Origin of the sequence: Microbacterium keratanolyticum, assembly GCF_016907255.1 — a bacterium.
In the GTDB taxonomy this organism is placed as follows: Bacteria; Actinomycetota; Actinomycetes; order Actinomycetales; family Microbacteriaceae; genus Microbacterium; species Microbacterium keratanolyticum.
On the sequence record NZ_JAFBBQ010000001.1, the window covers coordinates 1434947 to 1456615 of the forward strand.

Here is a 21669-nt window from a genome sequence, read left to right on the forward strand (position 1 = left end):
CCTCAGAAGGGAAGGACGACATGAGCAAATCCGTCGTCGCACTGGAGATCACCGAAGAGCACGTGCGCGCCGTCGAGGTGCGGCCCGGTCGCACTCCGCTGATCCTCGCCGCAGGATCGGTGCCGCTCCCCCCGGATTCGGCACGCGATTCCGAGATTCTGGACTCGGATGCTGTCGCCATCGCCGTGCGGCAGCTGTGGTCTCACGCGGGTATCAAGAGTCGCTCGGTGATCCTCGCACTCGGCAGCCGCCGCATCCTCGTCCGCGACTACACGACACAGGCGATGACCGCCGACATGATGCGCCAGGCCCTCCCCTATCAGGTGCAGGATCTTCTTCCGGTTCCGATCGACCAGGCCGTCCTCGACTTCTACCCCGCCAGCGAGGTCGGCGACCAGGTCTCAGGTCTGCTCGTCGCCGCCGTCGCCGAGCAGGTCGAGTCGCTGATCTCGACGCTCGCGAAGGCGAAGATCGAGGTCGATGTCGTCGACCTGCTGCCCTTCGGGCTCGCTCGCATCTCGCGGGCACTGCTCGTACCGGGTGAGACCGCCGCGATGATCCACATCACCGATCACACGACCTACGTCGTGGTCATGCTCGACGGCATCCCGCGCTTCGTCCGCATCATCCCCGTCGACCTTCCCACGACGACGGTGCGTGCCCGCAGAGCCGCCGAGATGCAAGATTCCCTGGCCGCGCAGGATGAGTTCGAAGAGCTGCTGGCCCCGGCCGGTGTCGGCGCACCGCTGCGCTCCCGGGCATCCATGCGTGTAGGCGGATCGGTGACGACCGCACCCGACCCCAACGTCGCCGATCTCGTGCACCAGGTTCGCAACACCATCCGCTTCGCGAACGAGCGTCCGGGAGCCGCAGCCGTCACGAGCGTGTACCTCAGCGGTGCGGGATCCGCGATTCCCGACGTCGCCGCCGCGATCGGCCAGGTGCTCGGAACGCGCGTCGAGTACGTGAACATCAACATGATCACCACATCCAAGATCACGCTCGAGGGCGAGTTCGCACTCGACCTCGTCGGTACCCTCGGTGTCGTCTACGGAGGAACGTTCTGATGGCCTCTCCCTCATCGCACGGGCTGATCCTCGGCAGTGTGCCGCACGTCAACCTCATGCCCCGCTCGGAGATCGAGCGTCGCGGGCGAAAGGTTCTCATCCACCGCTGGCTGCTGATCCTGATCGCCGCCCTGCTGCTGGTCGGCATCGTCGTCCTCGGCGGGTTCTCGCTCAAGATCGCGGCCGATCTGCGCCTCGCGTCGGAGAACGAGCGCACGACGGCGCTTCTCGCAGAGCTCTCATCGCTCTCCGATGTCAGCGACATGCTGCGACAGGAGGCCGATCTCACCAGCTTTCGCACGGAAGCACTCGGCACCGATCTGACGTGGTCCCGGCTGCTGGGGGCGACAGCATCGGTCCTGCCCGCCGGTTCTGCGATCACGAACTTCGCGGTGGAAGCCGCGGGGATCGGTCGCACCGGAGGCGAACCGCAGGATCTTCCCGGTCCTGCAGTCGTCATGACGGTGACCTCGGCGACCCCGCTCGACGTGGTCGGCGTCATTCGCGCGATGCGCGGCGCCACCGGGATCTACGCCGCGGACGGCATCGAGCTTCGCAAAGAAGCGGTCGCCGCCGATCCTGACGCTCCGATCCTCTACTCCTACGTCCTCACGATCCTCGCCGCTGAAGAGATGTACACCGGGCGCTTCGCCCCCGAAGAGCCCGCTGCGGCAGAAGAGGACTGATCATGCCCAAGCAGCTCATCAACATCATCGGCACCCTCGTGATCGTTCTCGTCGTCGTGCTCGGAGTGGTCCTCGGAGTGGTTCCCCTCTCGTCTCAGACCGGCCAGGTGCACGCAGAGGCCACGACCGTGCGTCAGTCAAATGACATCTTTAACGCCCAGGTACGTCAGCTCAAGGCTGTGAAGAAGCCCGAGCTCGAGAGCCGCCTGGCGGGGCTTCGCTCGGAGATCCCCGCGGTCGCTCTCAATGACGACGTCTTCGAGCTGATCAACGCCGCCGCAGCCGCCACCGCGTCGACCGTGGTATCCGTCACCGTGACGGAACCCGAGCCGTGGGTCACGCCCGTCATCGAAGGCGAAGAACCTGCGCCCGCTGAGGAGGTCCCGGCAACCGAAGAAGCCTCGGCCGAAGACGATACTGCCGCGGCAACGGACGACGCACCCGTCCCGGCAAAGCCGGCTGACTCCCCGCGCAAGAGCCTGCCCTTCGCCATTCAGGTCACGACCGCGGACATGACGTCGGCTGCCGCGTTCGTCGATGCCCTTCGCGCCGCGTCGCGGCTCGTGCGCATCGAGACCGTGGCATTCACCGAGAACGTTGCCGCCGACCCTGACGGTGCTCCCACGATCAGCGTCTCCGTCGCGCTGCGCAGCCTCGTGCTCTCCGGAAAGTGAGTCGACCATGAGCGAACCACTCACCCTCGATGCCCTTCTCGCCCAGGCCGCGGGACACCGCGCCTCCGATGTCCATCTGACGGCTGACCAGCCGCCTCTGATGCGCGTCGACGGCTCGCTGGCGCCGATCCCGCGCATCAGCTCGGTGCTGCCCGCGGCATGGTTGGATGCCTCGTTGCGGGGCATCCTCTCCTCCGAACTCGCCGAGGACTTCGAGCGCAACGGTGAAGTCGACCTCGCGCACGCGGTTCCCGGCGTCGGACGGTTCCGTGTCAACGCCTTCCGTCAGGTCGGAAAGACGGCCGTCGCCCTGCGTCTCATCTCGACGAAGGCCATGTCGCTCGCCGAGCTCGGCGCGCCGCAGATCGCCCGCGACCTCGCCCTGCGCCCGCGCGGACTCGTGCTCGTGACGGGTCCGACGGGCTCCGGCAAGTCGACAACGCTGACCGCGATGGTCGACATCATCAACGAGACCAAACCGACTCACATCGTCACCCTCGAAGACCCGATCGAGTTCCAGCACACCAGCAAGCGCGCCCTCGTGCACCAGCGCGAGATCGGCAGCGACACGCGCTCGTTCAGCGAGGCGTTGCGACGCGTGCTGCGTCAGGACCCCGATGTCATCCTCGTCGGTGAGCTTCGAGACACCGAATCGATCCAGACGGCGCTCTCTGCGGCCGAGACCGGTCACCTCGTTCTCTCCACCCTGCACACTCAGGGCGCGGCGAAGTCGATCAACCGCATCATCGACGCGTTCCCCGCGCACCAGCAGGACCAGGTGCGCACCCAGCTCGGTGACACCCTGCAGGGCATCATCAGCCAGACGCTGCTCCCCCTCGCCCAGAAGGCCGGCCGTACGATCGCGACCGAGGTTCTCGTGAGCACCCCCGCCGTCGCGAACCTCATCCGCGAGGGACAGGTGGCACAGCTGTACTCGGCGATGCAGGCCGGATCCGCACAGGGCATGCACACGCTCGACCAGGATCTGAAGCGCCTTGTCGCCAACGGCATCATCTCTCAGCAGGTCGCTCGGTCGATCGCCGTCGACCCGAAGGACCTGGACAACGTGCGCGTCCGTCCAGAGGATCTCGACGCGGACGCGTGGTCGATGCAGGCCACGGAGCATCGCACTCTCGGATGGGCGAACTGACATGGCGATCGTTCAGGAGTACTCCTACCGCGCCACGGACGCGACCAGCGGTGGTGTCGTCAAGGGCACGCTGGAAGCGGCCAGCGAGACCGCCGTCGTCAACAAGCTGCGCGCGCAGGGGCTGATCCCCCTCGACGTGCAGCTGCTCTCGAAAACGGGTCTCAACCAGGAGATCACGATCCCCGGCTTCGAGAAGCGCGTCAAGATCTCGTCCCTTGCGGTGTTCTCGAAGCAGATGGCCGGACTCGTGACCGCCGGGCTCCCGCTGCTGCGGGTGCTCACGATCCTCTCCGAGCAGACGGAAGACAAGGTCCTGCAGACCGCGCTCGTCGCCGTGCAGGCCGAGGTCGCCCGCGGTGCGGCGCTGTCCGTCGCCCTGGAGAGCCATCCCGATGTCTTTCCCCCGCTCATGATCAGCATGGTCCGCGTCGGCGAGATGGGTGGATTCCTCGCGGATGCTCTCCAGTCGGTCGCGCGCACCTATGCGGACGAGGCGGAGCTCCAGAACAAGATCAAGTCAGCGACGACCTATCCCCTGGTCGTTCTGTCGATCGCGATCCTCGGCGTCATCGCCATGGTCACCTTCGTGGTGCCGGTCTTCAAGAGCATATTCGAGGGGATGGGCTCCGAGCTTCCCCTGCCGACCCAGATCATCGTGTCGATCTCGAACAACATGATCTGGATTCTTCCGGTCATGATCGTTGTCGCGGTCGTCGGCTGGATCTGGTGGAGCCGCAACAAGAACACCGAGGCCGTGCGCAAGCGCATCGACCCGCTGAAACTGCGGATGCCCGTGTTCGGGCCCCTCAACACGAAGATCGCCGTCGCCCGCTTTGCCCGGAGCCTCTCGATGATGCTCAATGCGGGCGTGCCGCTCATCCAGGCGCTCGCGATCGTCGGTGAGGCCAGCAACAACTACAAGATCGAACAGGCCGTCCTCACGGTGCAGGAGTCGGTGCGCCAAGGACGTTCCTTCTCGGTGCCACTCGCGAAGGCCGAGGTCTTCCCGTCGATGGTCGCGCAGATGGTATCCGTCGGTGAGGAATCCGGAACTCTGCCCGAGATGCTCTCCAGCATCGCCGACTTCTACGAGAACGAGGTCGAGACCGCAACCGAGCAGCTCACCGCGAGCATCGAGCCGATCCTCATCGTCGGCATCGGCATCATCATCGGTGGAATGGTGATCTCGCTCTACCTGCCGATCTTCACGATCTACGGGGAACTGGGCGCCGCCTGAACGCACCCCGCACAGCACGAATCCCCGTCGCGTTCATTCGCGACGGGGGATTCGTCATCTCGGAGCGTCCGCTCTCAGATCGTGACGCGCATGACCTCTTCGATCGTGGTGAGACCCTGGGCGACCTTCGACCAGCCGTCCGTGCGCAACGAGGTCATGCCCTGCTGCATGGCGACCTCACGGATCGATGTCGCCGTGGCGTGAGTGACGACCATGTGCTGGATCTCCTCGCTGAGCACCATGACCTCGTGCAGCGCGATGCGGCCGCGATAGCCAGTCCCCGAGCAGGTCGGGCACCCCCCGGGCTTGAACATCTGCGGCGGAGTGGATGGGTCATAGGGGAAGCCCAGATCGTGCAGCATCCGCTCCGGTTCGTGCGCCGGCACGCGACACTTCGCGCAGAGCTTGCGTGCGAGGCGCTGCGCAACGACCGCGCTGAGGGCGGTCGCCACAAGGAACGGCTCACAGCCGATCTCGATGAGACGTGTGATCGCACTGGGCGCATCGTTCGTGTGCAGCGTCGACAGCAGAAGGTGACCGGTCAGAGCCGCCTCGACAGCGATGTTGGCCGTCTCGTGGTCACGGATCTCACCGACGAGCACGATGTCAGGGTCGGACCGCAGGATCGAGCGCAGCGCCGCCTGGAAGGTGAGCCCGGCGCGCTGGTTGACCTGGACCTGACTCACTCCGGGGATCCGGTACTCGACCGGGTCCTCCACAGTGATGACATTCACGCGCGGGTTCGCGACCTCGGCAAGCGCCGTGTACAGCGTCGTCGACTTACCCGAACCCGTGGGACCGGTGACGAGCACCATCCCGTGAGGGCGGCTGATGGCCCCGCGGAAGCGCGCCTCGTTGTCGGCTCCGAAACGAAGGTCGCTCATCGCGAGCGCCTGACCGGAGTTGTCGAGGATGCGCATGACGACCTTCTCGCCCCAGACGGTCGGCAGCGTGGCCACACGCAGATCCACCTGGCGCCCCTCATGCGACACCGAGATACGACCGTCCTGCGGTCGACGACGCTCAGCGATGTCGATCGAGGCCATGATCTTCAGTCGTGAGATCACGCCGTCCTGGATCGACGCATCCGCCCGTTGCATCTCGTGCAGCACGCCGTCGATGCGGAATCGCACCATCAGCTGCCGCTCCCCCGGCTCGATGTGGATATCGCTCGCACGGTCGTTGATCGCCTGGGTGATCAGCAGGTTCACGAAACGGACGATCGGAGCATCCGCATCGCCGTCGTCAAGTGACTCGGTGTGCGCCGTCGTGCCGGGACCTGCCGCCTCACCGATCTGCTCCGACAGGTCGCTCAGCTCTTCGTCCGAGCGCAGGTATCGCTCGAACGCCTGGCGCAGGCCGTCGATGCTGACGACGACCGGCTCGACCGTGAGATCGGTCACGCGCTGGATGTCGTCCATCGCGATGAGATCCGCAGGCTCGACCATGCCGACCATGAGCGTACGGCGGCGACGCTCCAGCGGAATCAGCTGGTAGCGACGGCACAGGGCGCTCGGGACCAGACCGATGATCTCGGGATCCAGCTCCCGCGACGTCAGGTCTGTATAGGGCAGATCACGAGCCGCGGCGACCGCGTGCGCGAGCTGCGTCGCGGTGATCTGATTCGTCTCAAGAAGGTGGGTGGAGAGCTGCTCCCCGTCGCCGACCGTGGCCATGGCCGCCTGCAGATCCTGCGGCATGATCGCGCCCGTCAGTACGAGCGTCTCGGTGATGCTGTTGAGCATGTGGTGGTCCCCTTCGTCCCCGCCCCCGTTTCCCCATCCTATGGGTTTTGGTAGGTGACCTGCCTAATCCGTTTTCGGAGGGTGATCCAGGGGCCGCACGGAGTCAGGCTCATCCGTCGATGACGACGACCTCATACTGACTCGCGTCACGGGTGGTACTCGCCCATGTCTGGGCCTGCGCGGCGACATCCTCGGCGCTCGTACCGTGAAAGCCCGGGAACCCGGTGGCAGCGGAGCTCGCCATCCATGCGGTGAGCGGCTCGCCATCCGGGGTGGAAGCCGACATGTATCGCACCACGATGAGCGTCTTCCCTGTCGCCACTGACTCTTCGTCCGTCTTGCGGAAGAAGCTCGCCAGGTCCGAGCTGTCTGACGTTGCGATACTCGCTGCAACCTCTTGTCGGACGGATTCCGGCAACGGCTGCGCGATATCGATGACGATGTACGAGCCGTCATCCTGCTGGTAGGGGCGCTGCGTTCCCACCTGCCCATTCAGTTGCTTCGCCTGTGCGTCCGTGAGCATGTCGCCGACCGCGAGATCGTCGAGCGTTTCCGGAGGGGTGGAAACGCTCGGAGCCGGCGTGGTTCCCGCCGTCTCCGCGACACCAGAACACCCTGTGAGCAGAAGAAGCGCCAGTGCGATGCTGCCAACGACCGAGATGCGGGTGATCATGCTCGAATCCTAGCGGCGCCGGACAGAGCGTCTCGCGCGCGCGTCAGGACACCGAAACCACGAAAACCCCCGCGAAAGCGAGGGTTCTGAGTGGAGCCTAGGAGATTCGAACTCCTGACATCCTGCTTGCAAAGCAGGCGCTCTACCAACTGAGCTAAGGCCCCGTACGGGTATTCAATTGTGGGTGAAACGTGGGGCTACCAGGACTTGAACCTGGGACCTCTTCATTATCAGTGAAGCGCTCTAACCACCTGAGCTATAGCCCCGCAACCTCGAAAACTTTACCCGAGATTGCGTGAAACTCCCAATCGAGCCCGCGACGCGCCGATCAGCGCCCGCGGAACAGTTCGATGCTACCCGCGGATGCCGACACCGACACCACGTGACGAGACGACGACGAGGTGCGCAGTTCGCTCTCCAACGACCCTGCAGAGAGGTCCTGAGTGACCGCGTACTCGACGTCGGGGAGGGTGACGTCCATGCTTCCTGCGCTCAGCTCGAGTTCGACCTCGTCAGGTGCAGATCCCGTGAACTCGGCCACGATGCGGCCCGCGGATGCGTTGAGGTTGACCTCGCGGACGTTCGCGAGCCGGAGTTCGGCGTTCCCGGCACTGAGCTCGGCCGTGACCGACTGGACGGAACCACTTGCGGTGAGCCCACCGGCGCTCACTCCGATGTCCAGGTCGCGGAAGTCACCGTCTGCACGCATGCTGCCCGCCGAGAGGGAGAGGTCGGCGTCGATTCGCCCGTTGAGCGAGTCCGGCAGCGTGATCGTGACGGTGGTCTGGTCACCGAACCAGCCAGCGACCCACCAGCCGAAGCCGACGCGCGGATCACGGACGAGGATCTCATCCTCGTCGCGCTTCATGGTCCAGCCGTTCGACTGCCCGGAGACCTCCATGACGGCCTCGTCGACGTCACCGAAACGCAGGACGACATCGGCGCCTCCGGCTTCCACGTCGATCGCGGTCACACCTGTGGCATCCACCGTCGCTGTGACCTCGGTGGAGCTTGTCGATGTGATCTGTCGTACCGCTCCGTAAGCGGCGGTGGCGCCGGTGAAGAGGAGAACCGCGCCACCGACGATCGCCGTCACTGTTGTGATCGCGGCGACCGCTGCTGTTCGCGAGGGCGGCCTCGGGGCCTCCGGCGTGGGACTGGGAGCCGGCGGGGGAGTGTGCGGTGTGGTGTTCATTTCTGTGTCCTGTCTTCGTGACGGGATGGCGCGGCGGAGCCGGCGCTCACCGATTCGTTCGGTCGGCGGATGCGGCTCCGCCGGTGTGATCGATATGGGCGATGGTGGCGAGCACACGGCGGTTGCCGGACTCGTCGGGCTCCAGGCCCAGCTTCTGGAAGATCGCAGTGATGTGCTTCTCGACGCTCGCCTCGGAGACGAACAGGATTCCGGCGATCGCCTGGTTCGACTTCCCCTCAGCGATCAGAGCGAGCACCATGCGTTCGCGCTCAGTCAGCGCGCGCATCCGGTCATCCTGATTCCGCCGGGTCAGCAGCTGGGCGACGACCTCCGGGTCGAGCACCATGGCTCCCGAGGCGATCCGTTCGACAGATTCGACGAACTCCGCGACATCCGCCACGCGGTCCTTGAGCAGGTATCCGAGCGCGCCACCTTGACCGGCGATCAGATCACTCGCGTACCGCTCCTCGACGTACTGCGAGAGCACGAGGACTGGGAGCTGCGGATGCTGTCTGCGCAGCACGAGTGCCTCGCGGATGCCCTCATCCGTGAACGTCGGAGGGAGTCTCACATCGAGGATGCACAGATCCGGCGCGGTTTCGGCAACGGTCTCGTGCAGTTCGGAGGCATCCGGCAGCGCCGCGACGATCTCGTGGCCGGCGTCCTGCAGCAGACGAGCAAGCCCCTCGCGCAGCAGCACGGAGTCTTCGCAGATCAGGATGCGCATGGCACCGTCACCTCAAGGCTCGTCGGGCCGCCGTGCGGGCTGTCGATGCGCACGGTTCCGCCGGCGGCGAGGATGCGGTTCGAGATGCCGTCCAGGCCTCCGCCCGGCGTGACCTGCGCGCCGCCGATGCCGTTGTCCTCCACGCGCGCCCACAGCGTTCCGCCATCGCGCACCCGCACCACCACTCGGCTCTCGCTGGCCCGCGAGTGCTTCGCGGCGTTGGTGAGAGACTCCGCGATCGCGAAGTACACGGCGGCTTCCGCGTCGCGGCTGCATCGGCCGTCCACGCGCACATCGAGCTGCACGGGGATGTGCGACCGTCCGGCGAGTGCCGAGAGAGCCGCGTCGAGACCACGGTCGTCGAGCACTGAGGCGTGGATGCCACGGGCGAGCTGGCGCAGCTCGGTGATGGCCGCCTTCGTCGAGGTGTGTGCCTCCTCGATGAGCGCCTTCGCGGCATCCGGGTCCGTCTCGATCTTTTGCTGGGCCATCCCCAGTGTCATTCCGACCGACACCAGCCGGGGCTGCACCCCGTCATGGAGGTCGCGCTCGATACGGGTGCGCTCGACATCGGCGGCGCGCACGGCGCCTTCACGCTGTGCCGAGCTCGTGCGCACCTGCTCGGTCAGACGCTCCTCGCGGATCGGGGCGGCCATGATCGCCCGCGAGATCACGCGGTGCAGAGCTACGAGACCCCAGATTCCGAAGAAGGCCGCGGCGACGCCGGCGATACCCGCGAGTGGTGCCCAGGCCACCGACATGGGCGTGCCCCATCCGGTCGTCACGAACTCGGCATTCGCCAGCGGAGCGAATGCGCTGACCGCCGACCAGATGCCCCACCAGAACAGGCGCAGGACGAGGGCACCGAGCACACAGGCGATCGCGAAGTTCGCCAGCGCCCGCCACATGCGCCCGTCGATGCTCTGTCGGCCGAGGGTGCGGAGCCATCCGCCGAATCCAGGTCGCGTCTGCGTCCGCCAGGTGAGCGGGGGCAGCTCGAAGCGGTACAGCGCATCGATCCGCGCCACCTCGAACCAGGCGACGCCGAAGAGCGCGTAGACAAGGCCGACGAGGAGGACGACGCCGATTCCTGCGACGAGCACGAGCGCCAAGCCTGTGCCCAGGAGGGTGGTGAGCACTGTCCAGACGATCGTGCCCACGATGCCCAAAGCCGCGAGCTGCGCCGCGGTGAGGAACAGGCGAAGCGGAGGCGTGCGCTTGTCGGCCGCCGCTGCGGGCGCAGCGGGAGCGGGAGCGGGAGCAGCGGGAGCTGTCGGAGGGACAGGCGCCGTCGGCGCCTGCGCGGACGACGCCGCCGGGGGAGTCGGAGGCAGGTTGCTTGTCATGCTTACAAACTACGACCGCCGTCGTATCCGCCGACACCGAGGCATCCGGATGCTTGTCTTCGGGTTTTCCCGAAGATTTCCGACGCCCCGGGCGTGCCAAGCGTGATTCACTGGGCGCATGAGTACCTCACACAGCGGCGAACCGCACGCCGTCGGCATCAGCCAGCGACTCAACTGGCTGCGCGCCGGCGTCCTCGGCGCCAATGACGGCATCATCTCGGTCGCCTCCCTCGTCGTCGGCGTCGCGGGCGCCACAACCGAGAATGGCGCCCTGCTCACGGCGGGAATCGCAGGCCTCGTCGGTGGGGCGATCTCCATGGCGCTCGGGGAGTACGTCTCGGTGAGCAGTCAGCGCGACAGCGAGCGCGCGCTCATCGCCAAAGAGACTCACGAGCTGGCGACGATGCCCGAGGAAGAGCTGGCGGAACTCACGGAGCTGTACCGGCAGCGTGGACTGTCGGATGCGACCGCCCGCACCGTCGCGCAAGAGCTCACCGCGCATGACGCGCTGGCTGCACACCTCGAAGTCGAACTCAACATCGACCAGGACGATCTCGTGAATCCCTGGCACGCGGCGGTGTCCTCCGCCGTCGCTTTCACGCTGGGCGCTCTGCTGCCGCTGCTGGCGATCCTTCTTCCGCCTGTCAGCATCCGCGTCCCCGTCACCTTCGTGGCCGTGCTGCTCGCGCTTGCGCTGACTGGCTGGGTGTCGGCGAAGATCGGCGGGGCGAAGCCGGGCCGCTCGATGACGCGTCTGGTGTTGGGTGGAGCCCTGGCACTCGGGGTCACCTGGGCGCTCGGAACCCTCCTCGGCACGACAGGCATCGTGTAGCGGGAACGAGGAAGGGCCGGATGCTGCGTAGCATCCGGCCCTTCCGTGAGAAAACTCAGTTCGTCGAGGTGAAGCCGACGAGCAGGCCGCCCGTGACCTTGACGGCGAGGTTGTAGATGCCGGCCACGATCGCGCCCAGCACCGTGAACACGATCAGATTGAGGATCGCGATGACGGCGGCGAACGCCATGACCTGCGGCAGACCCAGCATCGTGGACAGCGAGATCGCCCCCTCGGTGAAACCACCGACGAACTCATCCGCCTTGCCGATGAGGCCCGTGGCCTGCAGCACCATGTACACCAGGAAGTACGACACGAGCGTGACGATTGCCATCGCCACCGCACCGAGGAAGGACAGCTTCACGGCCGACCAGAAGTCGATATAGACCAGACGCAGGCGAACCTGCTTACCTGCGGTCTTGTGAGTGGACTTCTTCGCCAGCTTGTCGGCTACTGTGCTCATGCTTCAGTGCTTTCTTGGGGGGTCTCGGGGTCAGCATCTGCGGCGTCGGACTCTTCGGCTTCTTCTGCCAGTCCTCGCTCGCTGTTGCGAGCGATCGCAAGGATCTTGTCATCGCCGCCGAGGCGAGCGAAGACGACGCCCATGGTGTCGCGACCCTTCGCAGGGACCTCGGCCACGGCAGAGCGTACCACCTTGCCGCTGGCAAGAACCACCAAGACCTCGTCCTCCTCGGACACCATCAGACCACCCGCGAGAGTGCCCCGATCGTCGTTCAGTTTGGCGACCTTGATGCCAAAACCACCGCGTCCCTGGACCCGGTACTCCTCGATCTTCGTGCGCTTCGCGTAGCCGCCATCCGTGACGACGAACACGAACTGACCGGGTGCCGCGACGGACGCCGAGAGCAGGCAGTCGCCCTCGCGGAATTTCATGCCCTTCACACCGGCGGTCGCGCGACCCATCGGACGCAGGGCGTCGTCAGTGGCACTGAACCGCACCGACATGCCGTGCGAGCTGATCAGCAGGATGTCGTCCTCAGCATCGACGAGTAGGGCACTGACGAGTTCGTCGTCGTCGTTCAGACGGATCGCGATGACTCCGCCCTGACGGTTCGTGTCGTACTGCTCGAGACGCGTCTTCTTGACGAGACCGTTGCGGGTCGCGAGCACGAGGTACTCGGCGGTCGCGTAGTCGCGGATGTCGAGCATCTGCGCGATGTTCTCGTCCGGCTGCAGGGCGAGCAGGTTCGCGACGTGTTGACCCTTCGCGTCGCGGCCAGCCTCCGGCACCTCGTACGTCTTCGTGCGGTAGACCCGGCCCTTGTCGGTGAAGAACAGCAGCCAGTGGTGCGTCGTCGTGACGAAGAAGTGCTCGACGACGTCGTCGGCGCGCAGCTGCGCGCCCTTGACACCCTTGCCACCGCGGTGCTGCGAACGGTAGTTGTCGCTGCGCGTGCGCTTGATGTAGCCCTCGCGCGTGACTGTGACGACCATCTCCTCTTCGGGGATGAGGTCTTCCATCGACATGTCGCCGTCGAAGCCGTGCAGGATATGCGTGCGACGCTCGTCACCGAAACGGTCGACGATCGCCACCAGTTCCTCGCGGATGATCGTGCGCTGACGGCCTTCGTCGGCGAGGATCGCCTTGAAGTCGGCGATCTGCGCCTCGAGCTCGGCAGCCTGGTCGATGATCTTCTGACGCTCAAGAGCAGCGAGACGGCGAAGCTGCATCTGCAGGATCGCGTCGGCCTGGATCTCATCGATCTCGAGGAGCCTCTGCAGACCCTCGTTCGCTTCCTGCGTGGTCTGCGACCGGCGGATCAGGGCGATGACCTCGTCAAGCGCGTCGAGCGCCTTGAGGTAACCGCGCAGGATGTGCATGCGCTTCTCGGCCTCGTTGAGGCGGAACTGCGTGCGCCGGACGATGACCTCGAGCTGGTGGGCGAGCCAGTGCGTGACGAAGCCGTCGATCGCGAGCGTGCGCGGCACGCCGTCGACGATCGCCAGCATGTTCGCGCCGAAGTTCTCCTGCAGCTGCGTGTGCTTGTAGAGGTTGTTGAGAACGACCTTGGCGACGGCGTCGCGCTTGAGCACGACGACGAGACGCTGACCCGTGCGGTCACTGGACTCGTCGCGGATGTCGGCGATGCCGGTGATCTTGCCGTCGCGGGCGAGGTCACCGATCTTGACCGCGACGTTGTCGGGGTTCACCTGATAGGGCAGTTCCGTGATCACGAGGCACGTGCGGCCCTGGATCTCCTCGACGTTCACGACGGCGCGCATCGTGATCGAGCCACGACCCGTGCGGTAGGCCTCGTGGATGCCCTTCGTGCCGAGGATCTGCGCGCCGGTCGGGAAGTCCGGGCCCGGGATGCGCTGGATCAGACCGTCGAGCATCTCCTCGCGGGAGACGTTCGGGTTCTCCAGCGCCCAGAGCGCAGCATCCGCGACCTCACGCAGGTTGTGCGGCGGGATGTTCGTCGCCATACCGACCGCGATACCCACGGAACCGTTGACGAGCAGGTTCGGGAAACGCGCAGGCAGAACCGTCGGCTCCTGCGTCTGGCCGTCGTAGTTGTCCTGGAAGTCGACCGTGTTCTCTTCGATGTCCCGGACCATCTCGAGCGCGAGGGGCGCCATTTTGGTCTCGGTGTATCGAGGAGCAGCCGCACCCATGTTGCCGGGGGAGCCGAAGTTGCCCTGTCCGAGCGCCAGCGGGTAGCGCAGCGACCACGGCTGGACGAGGCGCACAAGGGCGTCGTAGATGGCCGAGTCACCGTGCGGGTGGTACTGACCCATGACCTCGCCGACGACACGGGCGCACTTGGAGAACGACTTGTCGGGTCGGAACCCGCCGTCGTACATGCCGTAGATCACGCGCCGATGCACCGGCTTCAGGCCGTCGCGCACATCGGGGAGCGCACGGCCGACGATGACGGCCATCGCGTAGTCGAGGTAGCTCCGCTGCATCTCCGACTGGAGGTCGACCTGGTCGATGCGTCCGTGGTCGTGTGCCGGTTCGGGGCGTTCTTCGTCAGTCATGTGTGTCTTTTCTGTCTTCGTCTCGCGCGCCAGGATCAGATGTCGAGGAAGCGAACGTCCTTCGCGTTGCGCTGGATGAAGGTGCGCCGCGATTCGACGTCCTCACCCATCAGCACGCTGAAGATCTCATCGGCAGCCGCCGCGTCTTCGATGGTCACCTGTCGCAGAGTGCGAGTCGTGTGATCCATCGTCGTCTCCCACAGTTCCTTGGCGTTCATCTCGCCAAGACCCTTGTAGCGCTGGATGCCGGCGTCCTTGGGCATCCGCTTGCCGTTTTCGAGGCCGTGCGCCAGCAGGGCGTCCCGCTCGGCGTCGCTGAACACGTACTCGTGTGCCGAGTTCGACCACTTCAGTCGGTACAGCGGCGGCATCGCCAGGTACACGAAGCCCGCCTCGATGAGACCGCGCATGTAGCGGAAGAGCATCGTCAGCAGCAGCGTCGTGATGTGCTGACCGTCGACGTCGGCATCCGCCATCAGCACGATCTTGTGATACCGGGCCTTCTCGATGTCGAAGTCCTCGCCGATGCCCGTGCCGAACGCCTGGATCATCGCCTGCACTTCACGGTTGCCGAGGGCCTTGTCGAGGCGCGCCCGTTCGACGTTCAGGATCTTTCCGCGCAGTGCGAGAATCGCCTGCGTGTGCGGGTCGCGACCCTGCACCGCCGAGCCACCTGCGGAGTCACCCTCGACGAGGAAGATCTCGCTGATCGACGGATCCTTGCTCGTGCAGTCCTTGAGCTTGTCGGGCATCGCCGCCGACTCGAACACGCTCTTGCGGCGGGCGGTCTCCCGCGCCTTGCGCGCAGCCATGCGCGCGGTCGCGGCGTCGATCGCCTTCCGGACCACATTCTTGGCCTGGTTCGGGTTGCGGTCGAACCAGTCGCCGAGCTGATCGCCGACAACCTTCTGCACGAAGGCCTTCGCCTCGGTGTTGCCGAGCTTGGTCTTCGTCTGCCCCTCGAACTGCGGTTCGCCGAGCTTGATCGAGATGACCGCGGTGAGTCCCTCACGAACGTCGTCGCCCGACAGATTGTCGTCCTTCTCCTTGAGAAGGTTGTTCGCACGGGCGTACTTGTTGACGAGCGTCGTCAGCGCCGCGCGGAAGCCCTCTTCGTGTGTGCCACCCTCGTGCGTGTTGATCGTGTTCGCATATGTGAAGACGTTCTCGGTGTATCCGGTCGTCCACTGCATCGCGACCTCGAGCGAGATCTTGCGCACGGTGTCTTCCGAGTCGAACGCGATGATCTCGTCGTTGACGACCTCGGCGTGACGGATGCGGTTGAGGTACTCGACGTAGTCGACGAGACCGCGCTCGTAGAAGAAGACGTCGTTGCGAAGTTCGACGATGACCTCGCCGTCCTTCTCGATCTCCTGAGCCGTGCCCTCGCGCTCGTCGTGCAGCTCGATGCGCAGACCCTTGTTGAGGAAGGCCATCTGCTGGAAGCGCGTGCGCAGCGTGTCGTAGTCGAACTCGACCGTGTCGGTGAAGATCTCAGCATCCGGCCAGAAGGAGATCGTCGTACCGGTCTCTTCCGTCGCCGCACCCTTGACGAGACCCTGCTGCGGGTGGCCGCCGTTCGCGAACGCGTGGTTCCAGACGAAGCCCTGACGCTTGATCTCGACCTCGAAACGCGTCGAGAGTGCGTTGACGACCGATGAACCCACACCGTGCAGACCACCGGAGACTGCATATCCGCCGCCGCCGAACTTTCCACCGGCGTGCAGGATCGTCAATACGACCTCGACCGTGGACTTCGACGGGTCGGAGGAGTGCGGATCGACCGGGATGCCACGACCGTTGTCGACGACGCGGACGCCGCCATCGGCCAGCAGCGTCACGATGATCGTGTCGCAGTAGCCGGCGAGGGCCTCGTCGACCGAGTTGTCGACGATCTCGTATACGAGGTGGTGCAGACCGCGGGGTCCGGTCGAGCCGATGTACATGCCGGGGCGCTTGCGTACGGCTTCGAGACCTTCGAGGATCTGGATCGCATCAGCGCCGTAGTCAGCCGAGGGCTTCATGGAAGACGTTTCGGCGTCGGCAGCAGTATCGGAGGGTGCGGAACCCCCGTTCGTCTGGGTCGACTCGTTCTCATCAGGGGTTTCAGGCGTCATCTGAGGCAAGGCTCCACATCGAAATCTAGATACTCATCCTATCGCGGATCGAGCGGCGATGTGGCTTATACGCCCTTCTGCGCGTCGATTTACCCGGGGGACAAGATGGATCATGTCCTAGCCGTAGGTATCGCGCGGACCGCGCCCTGGAACGGCTCTCGGACCCCATTTCCACGAGGGGACGTCCGGCCCGATGAAGCGAACGTTCTCCACACCCGCTTCCGGGTACCGCCGGCCGATCTCTGTGATGATGACCGCCCGCATGAATTGCAGGTTCTTGGCCCACGCCGTCGAGTCGCACTGGACCGTGAGCATTCCGCCCTCCAGCGACACCGGCTGCGAGTGCTGTGCGGTCTCTGCGCCCGCCAGATCATGCCACTGCCGCACGAGATCCTCGCGGCTGAGCGTGATCTCCCACCCGGAGTCCTTGCTGAGCTTCTGCAGGACATCCCCCAGCACACCGGGGTCCCGTCCGGGCGTGAACGGGGCGTTGTCGTCATCCGTGACGATGCGTCGCTTGCGCTTCCAGGAGCTCGAGCTCGGCTGCAGACCGCGAAGTCGCAGGTACGTCGCGACGGTCTCGGGCACGTCATCCATCGACATCAGCCTGCTCCTCTCGTTCTGTTTTGTTTATCTGATCTGCGGATTCATCGGCGACATCGCGCTCGTCGCTGATCGTCCCCGCAGAGATCCGAACAACATGCGCGTGCAGCACCGGAGGGATGTCGGCTTCGACGGCAGCGGTCACGAGCACCTGCTCATAGCCGGATGTGAGGCTGGCAAGACGCTGTCGACGATCCGCATCGAGCTCGGCGAACACGTCATCGAGGATCAGCACCGGGTCGCCGGCGGGGGACTCGTGACGAAGCAGCTCTGCAGACGCGAGTCGCAGCGAGAGCGCCACCGACCAGGATTCACCGTGAGAGGCGTATCCCTTCACGGGCAACCCACGGACCTTCATGATCAGATCATCACGATGCGGACCGACGAGAGTCAGCCCGCGGTCCAGCTCCGCTGCGCGCTTCGCGAGCAAGGCGGAGCGGAACAGCTCCGCCGTGGATCCACTCGATTCCGCGGATGCCGCGTCATCGCCCTCTTCCGGATCGCCGCCCCGGATCGACTGCGCCCAGGCGAGCGTCGGGGAGTGGTCCTCACCCGCGATCGCCAGGTAGGCCGACGCGAGCGGATGCTGCAGGTCGGCAGCCAGACGCGAACGCGCGTCGATGATCTCGGAGCCGAGTGCGATGAGCTTGTCATCCCACACATCGAGGGTCGTGAGCGCGTCTCCGCGAATGCCTCGGGCACGTGCCGACTTCAGCAGCGCGGTGCGCTGCTTGAGCACGCGCTCGTAGTCACCGATGACCGCAGCCATGCGCGGTGTTCGCTGAATCAGCAGCTGATCAGCGAATCTTCTGCGGGCGGATGGGTCACCGCGAACGATCTGCAGGTCTTCCGGAGCGAACAGGACGACATGCGCATAGCGAGGAAGGTCGGCGGTGCGCCCCGGCGAGCCGTTGATGCGCGCACGGTTCGAGCCCTGCCTGTTGATCTGCACTTCGACGAGCACAGTGCGTTCGCCATGGGCGAGGCGGGCCCGCACGAATGCCGCGTCATGGCCGTCACGCACCATCGGCGCATCCGAAGACACCCGATGCGACCCCAGTGTGGCGAGGAAGACAATGGCCTCGGCAAGATTCGTCTTGCCCTGCCCGTTGCGGCCGACCAGCACGTTCGGACCGCGGTGCAGGGTGAGATCTGCGGTCGCGTAATTGCGGAAATCGACCAGGTTGAGGTGCTCCACAATCACGCGAGTCACCTTACCTTTCGGATCAGACGTTGGCCTGTCCGCGGGTGAACAGCAGACCGCGACGAACCAGACTCACCCGCGACGTGCGCTCAGCGCAGCAGGAGGTTGGGCTGCAGCAGGTACTTGAACGAATCCAGACCGGCCTGATCCACCGAGGTCTGGCTCGTGACGAGCACCGGGCTCAGCTTGTTGGCGTTGTCACTGGACGTGAAGGTCACGCGGACGAACTCGCTCTTGACGGCGCCGAGTGCTTCGAGCAGGTACTGCGGGTTGAGACCCAGCGTCACCTCATCGCCGCCGATCAGATGCGCGTCGACCGACTCGGATGCGCGCGCCTGCTCGCTGCCGGATGCGTCCATCGTCACCGAGTCGGACGAGAAGGTGAAGCGCAGCGGGGCGGAACGATCGAGCACGAGCGCGACACGACGCACCGCTTCGGTGAGCTCGGCCGTGTTGACGACCGCGTGGTGCTCGGTCTGCTCGGGGAACAGTCGGCGAACGGGCGGGAAATTGCCCTTGATCAGGAGAGAAGTCACGGTCTTGTTGCCAGCCGTGAACGCGATGATCTCGCGGTCGCCTTCACCCGAGAACGCGATCTGGATCGTGCCGGCATGGCCGAACGTCTTTCCGACCTCCTGGAGAGTGCGCGCGGGAACGAGAGCCGTCTGCTCGGACTCCTCGCCATCCCACGGAACATCGCGCAGTGACACTCGGTAGCGGTCGGTGGCGACCAGGCTCAGCTGCTGGCCGCTGACTTCGAGCTGCACACCCGTGAGCACGGGGGTGACATCATCGCGCGACGCGGCAAAGGCGACCTGGGCGATCGCGGTGCCGAACTCATCGGCGGGCACGAGGCCCGATGTGCCCGTCACCTCGGGAATCGAAGGGTATTCCTCGACCGGCATGGAAGCGAGCGTGAAACGTGCGGATCCACAGCGCACTGCGATACCGCCGTCTTCTTCGACCGAGATCTCAATCGGCGCGTTGGGCAGACGGCTTGCGATGTCAGACAGCAATCGTCCGTGCACGAGGATCGTGCCCGGCTCGTCGACCGTCGCCTCGATCGTGGTGCGCGCGGAGGCCTCGTAGTCGAACGCCGAAAGCGTCAGTCCGTTGTCGCCCGCTTCGATCAGCACGCCCGCAAGGATCGGCTGAGGATTGCGCTGGGGTAGCAGTTTGACGACAAACGACACTGCTTCGCTGAACACGTCTCGATTGACCTGGAACCTCACGGGCGCTCCTCTGTCGTCTTTCTGCGGGCAAACCCCACGGGCTCCCATGCTAACGCCCAAGTCCGCTCACACCACGACCCCTCCCAAGGTGATCGATCGCCCTCTTCAGAGTTAACTTCTTAACAGTGTTAACAACTGTGGAATCTGTGGATAAGTCTGGGGATTCCAGGAGAGACAAGGGAACTACACGAGTGTGACATGTGGATTTCCTGCGGAAACAGTGGGATCACTCGAAGAATCACACGCGTGGGATTTACAAGGTTGTCCACAGGCAGCGATCGGATCTGGGGATTTCTTGTCATCCTCACCGCGTGTCATCCACAGGTTATCCACATGTGCAATTTGGGCGATCTCGTCGTTTTCGACGCTCAGAAGCCCGTTTTCGGCCTCTCAGAAGCATCCTGCGGGTCGGACGGGCGCGAGTGGACGCTGCGCAGAATCGTTCTGAGAGACCAAAAAGGGCGGATCTGACGATCCGCCCCGTGGTTGTGAGCTGCGCAGGAGGCCCTGCGCAGCATCCGCGTGCTGTGTGATCTAGCGACGACCGAGCTGCGTGGTGATCTCGGAGACCTGGTTGTAGAGCGAACGACGCTCCTTCATGAGGTCGCTGATCTTCTTGTACGCGTACATGACGGTGGTGTGGTCGCGGTTGCCGAAGAGCTGACCGATCTTGGGCAACGACAGGCTCGTGCGCTCACGGCACAGATACATGGCGATCTGGCGCGCTGTGGCGATCTGCTGCGAACGGCTCGAACCGTAGAGGTCGTCGACCGTCAGCTTGAAGTACGCGGCCGTCGCCGTGATGATGTCCGTCGGCGAGACGATGTTGTCTTCCGCCTGATCGATGATGTCTCGAAGAACGGTCTGCGCAAGCGACATGTCGAGCGTCGAACGGTTGAGGCTCGCGAACGCCGAGACACGGATGAGAGCACCCTCGAGTTCGCGGATGTTGGAGGAGACGACGGTCGCGATGTACTCGAGCACCTCGTCCGGGATGTGCAGAGCTTCGCTCTGCGCCTTCTTGCGGAGGATCGCGATGCGAGTCTCGAGGTCGGGCGCCTGCACATCCGTGATGAGACCCCACTCGAACCGGCTGCGCATCCGGTCTTCGAATCCGGTGAGGTGCTTCGGTGCGACATCGCTCGTGATCACGACCTGCTTGTTGTGGTCGTGAAGTGTGTTGAAGGTATGGAAGAAGGCTTCTTGCGTCTCGGCGCGACCCTGCAGGAACTGGATGTCGTCGATCAGAAGGATGTCGACGTCGCGGTAGCGCGCCTGGAAGGCGGATCCGCGGTTGTTCGCGATCGAGTTGATGAAGTCGTTCGTGAACTCCTCGCTCGAGACGTATCGAACGCGGACCCCCGGGTAGAGCGACTGCGCGTAGTCGCCGATCGCATGGAGAAGGTGCGTCTTGCCAAGCCCCGAGTCACCGTAGATGAACAGTGGGTTGTATGCCTTCGCCGGCGCTTCGGCGACAGCAACGGCGGCGGCGTGTGCGAAGCGGTTCGACTGTCCGATGACGAAGTTGTCGAAGGTGTACTTCGGGTTCAGACGGGATTCGTGACGAAGGGGAGTGGGCTGCGGCTCCATCGGCGACTCCGGGCGCTGCGCATCCTGACGGGCGGAGAACTCCGCCACCGGTGCCGAGAGCGTGGGCTGCTCCGCGAGCTCCTGGTTCACGACCACGCGGTAGGCCGTGACCTCGTCGCCGATGCCGACGAGTGCCTCCATGATGGGCATCCGCATGCGCTTGTTGATCTGCGCAGCCGTGAGATCGTTGGGAACATCCAGGTACAGCGTCGAACCCATGACACCCGCAGGCACCGCGAGACTCAGAAAGCCCCATAGCTGCGGAGTGAGCCGATCGTCCCCTTCCAGAGCCGCGATCAGCTCATTCCAGATCGGGACATCGGGGTGCGACGGTGATGACATGGTGCTCCGGGGGTTCGGAACGGCGAGGATGGGGTATTCCACCGCCTGTGGATAACTGCTCGTGCAACGCTAGTCAGCGACGGGGGTCAGGGCAACCTGTCAGCGGAAAATCGCGGGGTGTGTTCCTTCCGCGCGGGTGACCGAGGCTGTGGATAATGCACAGGCGGATGCTGCGGGTTTGCCAATCCGCAGCGGAAGACGTAGCCTTAATCGGTTGACTTATGCCTGAAATGGCAGTCGTTGTCC

18 protein-coding genes and 2 tRNA genes are annotated in these 21669 nt (G+C 64.9%); 6 read left to right on the plus strand and 14 right to left on the minus strand.

Annotation, left to right across the window (positions count from 1 at the left end; all coding sequences use genetic code 11):
• Positions 1–20: 20 nt before the first annotated feature.
• The 5 genes from pilM to JOD62_RS06855 are packed head-to-tail and all read left to right on the plus strand — an operon-like array spanning position 21 to position 4814.
• Positions 21–1067, plus strand: coding sequence for a pilus assembly protein PilM (pilM, locus tag JOD62_RS06835; RefSeq protein ID WP_204938554.1), 1047 nt, complete (start codon positions 21–23; stop codon positions 1065–1067).
• A complete protein-coding gene (locus JOD62_RS06840) occupies positions 1067–1753 on the plus strand; it encodes a hypothetical protein (protein ID WP_204938555.1) in 687 nt (228 codons plus the stop codon). Before pilM ends, JOD62_RS06840 begins: the two co-directional genes overlap by 1 nt.
• 2 nt (positions 1754–1755) lie before the next feature.
• Complete coding sequence (locus JOD62_RS06845) at positions 1756–2427, plus strand: hypothetical protein (RefSeq protein ID WP_204938556.1); 672 nt, start codon at positions 1756–1758, stop codon at positions 2425–2427.
• Between the two features lie 7 nt (positions 2428–2434).
• A complete protein-coding gene (locus JOD62_RS06850) occupies positions 2435–3577 on the plus strand; it encodes a type IV pilus twitching motility protein PilT (protein ID WP_204938557.1) in 1143 nt (380 codons plus the stop codon).
• Position 3578: 1 nt separating this feature from the next.
• Complete coding sequence (locus tag JOD62_RS06855) at positions 3579–4814, plus strand: type II secretion system F family protein (RefSeq protein WP_204938558.1); 1236 nt, start codon at positions 3579–3581, stop codon at positions 4812–4814.
• 74 nt (positions 4815–4888) lie between these two features.
• Here JOD62_RS06855 and JOD62_RS06860 read toward each other — a convergent pair whose 3' ends face one another.
• The 7 genes from JOD62_RS06860 to JOD62_RS06890 all read right to left on the minus strand — a co-directional run bounded on the left by JOD62_RS06860 (position 4889) and on the right by JOD62_RS06890 (position 10500).
• Positions 4889–6559, minus strand: coding sequence for a GspE/PulE family protein (locus JOD62_RS06860; RefSeq protein ID WP_204938559.1), 1671 nt, complete (start codon positions 6557–6559; stop codon positions 4889–4891).
• Between the two features lie 109 nt (positions 6560–6668).
• On the minus strand, positions 6669–7232 hold the full coding sequence (locus JOD62_RS06865; protein WP_204938560.1) for a hypothetical protein: 564 nt from the start codon (positions 7230–7232) through the stop codon (positions 6669–6671).
• Between the two features lie 91 nt (positions 7233–7323).
• A tRNA-Ala gene (locus JOD62_RS06870) sits at positions 7324–7396 on the minus strand.
• Between the two features lie 28 nt (positions 7397–7424).
• Positions 7425–7498 (minus strand) — tRNA-Ile (locus JOD62_RS06875).
• A 62-nt stretch (positions 7499–7560) separates the two neighbouring features.
• Entirely contained in the window at positions 7561–8427 is an 867-nt protein-coding gene (locus JOD62_RS06880) for a DUF4097 family beta strand repeat-containing protein (protein ID WP_204938561.1), read from the minus strand.
• Positions 8428–8473: 46 nt separating this feature from the next.
• Positions 8474–9154, minus strand: coding sequence for a response regulator (locus JOD62_RS06885; protein ID WP_204938562.1), 681 nt, complete (start codon positions 9152–9154; stop codon positions 8474–8476).
• Entirely contained in the window at positions 9142–10500 is a 1359-nt protein-coding gene (locus tag JOD62_RS06890; protein WP_204938563.1) for a sensor histidine kinase, read from the minus strand. The genes JOD62_RS06885 and JOD62_RS06890 overlap by 13 nt, the downstream gene beginning before the upstream one ends.
• Positions 10501–10618: 118 nt before the next feature.
• On the opposite strand from JOD62_RS06890, the gene JOD62_RS06895 reads away from it, so the two are divergent.
• A complete protein-coding gene (locus JOD62_RS06895; RefSeq protein ID WP_204938564.1) occupies positions 10619–11332 on the plus strand; it encodes a VIT1/CCC1 transporter family protein in 714 nt (237 codons plus the stop codon).
• 55 nt (positions 11333–11387) lie between these two features.
• Here the strand turns inward: JOD62_RS06895 and JOD62_RS06900 are convergent, their stop codons facing one another.
• The 7 genes from JOD62_RS06900 to dnaA all read right to left on the minus strand — a co-directional run bounded on the left by JOD62_RS06900 (position 11388) and on the right by dnaA (position 21423).
• Positions 11388–11795, minus strand: coding sequence for a DUF3566 domain-containing protein (locus JOD62_RS06900; protein WP_204938565.1), 408 nt, complete (start codon positions 11793–11795; stop codon positions 11388–11390).
• Complete coding sequence (gyrA, locus tag JOD62_RS06905; protein ID WP_204938566.1) at positions 11792–14335, minus strand: DNA gyrase subunit A; 2544 nt, start codon at positions 14333–14335, stop codon at positions 11792–11794. The genes JOD62_RS06900 and gyrA overlap by 4 nt, the downstream gene beginning before the upstream one ends.
• 35 nt (positions 14336–14370) lie before the next feature.
• On the minus strand, positions 14371–16359 hold the full coding sequence (gyrB, locus tag JOD62_RS06910) for a DNA topoisomerase (ATP-hydrolyzing) subunit B (protein WP_204938567.1): 1989 nt from the start codon (positions 16357–16359) through the stop codon (positions 14371–14373).
• Between the two features lie 210 nt (positions 16360–16569).
• Complete coding sequence (locus JOD62_RS06915) at positions 16570–17055, minus strand: DUF721 domain-containing protein (protein ID WP_204938568.1); 486 nt, start codon at positions 17053–17055, stop codon at positions 16570–16572.
• Positions 17042–18259 carry a DNA replication/repair protein RecF gene (gene recF / locus JOD62_RS06920; RefSeq protein ID WP_204938569.1) on the minus strand — a complete coding sequence of 406 codons (1218 nt, stop codon included), beginning with the start codon at positions 18257–18259 and terminating at the stop codon, positions 17042–17044. Before recF ends, JOD62_RS06915 begins: the two co-directional genes overlap by 14 nt.
• Before the next feature lie 89 nt (positions 18260–18348).
• On the minus strand, positions 18349–19491 hold the full coding sequence (gene dnaN, locus JOD62_RS06925; RefSeq protein WP_204938570.1) for a DNA polymerase III subunit beta: 1143 nt from the start codon (positions 19489–19491) through the stop codon (positions 18349–18351).
• A gap of 534 nt (positions 19492–20025) precedes the next feature.
• Positions 20026–21423, minus strand: coding sequence for a chromosomal replication initiator protein DnaA (gene dnaA, locus JOD62_RS06930; protein ID WP_204938571.1), 1398 nt, complete (start codon positions 21421–21423; stop codon positions 20026–20028).
• Positions 21424–21669: the final 246 nt, after the last annotated feature.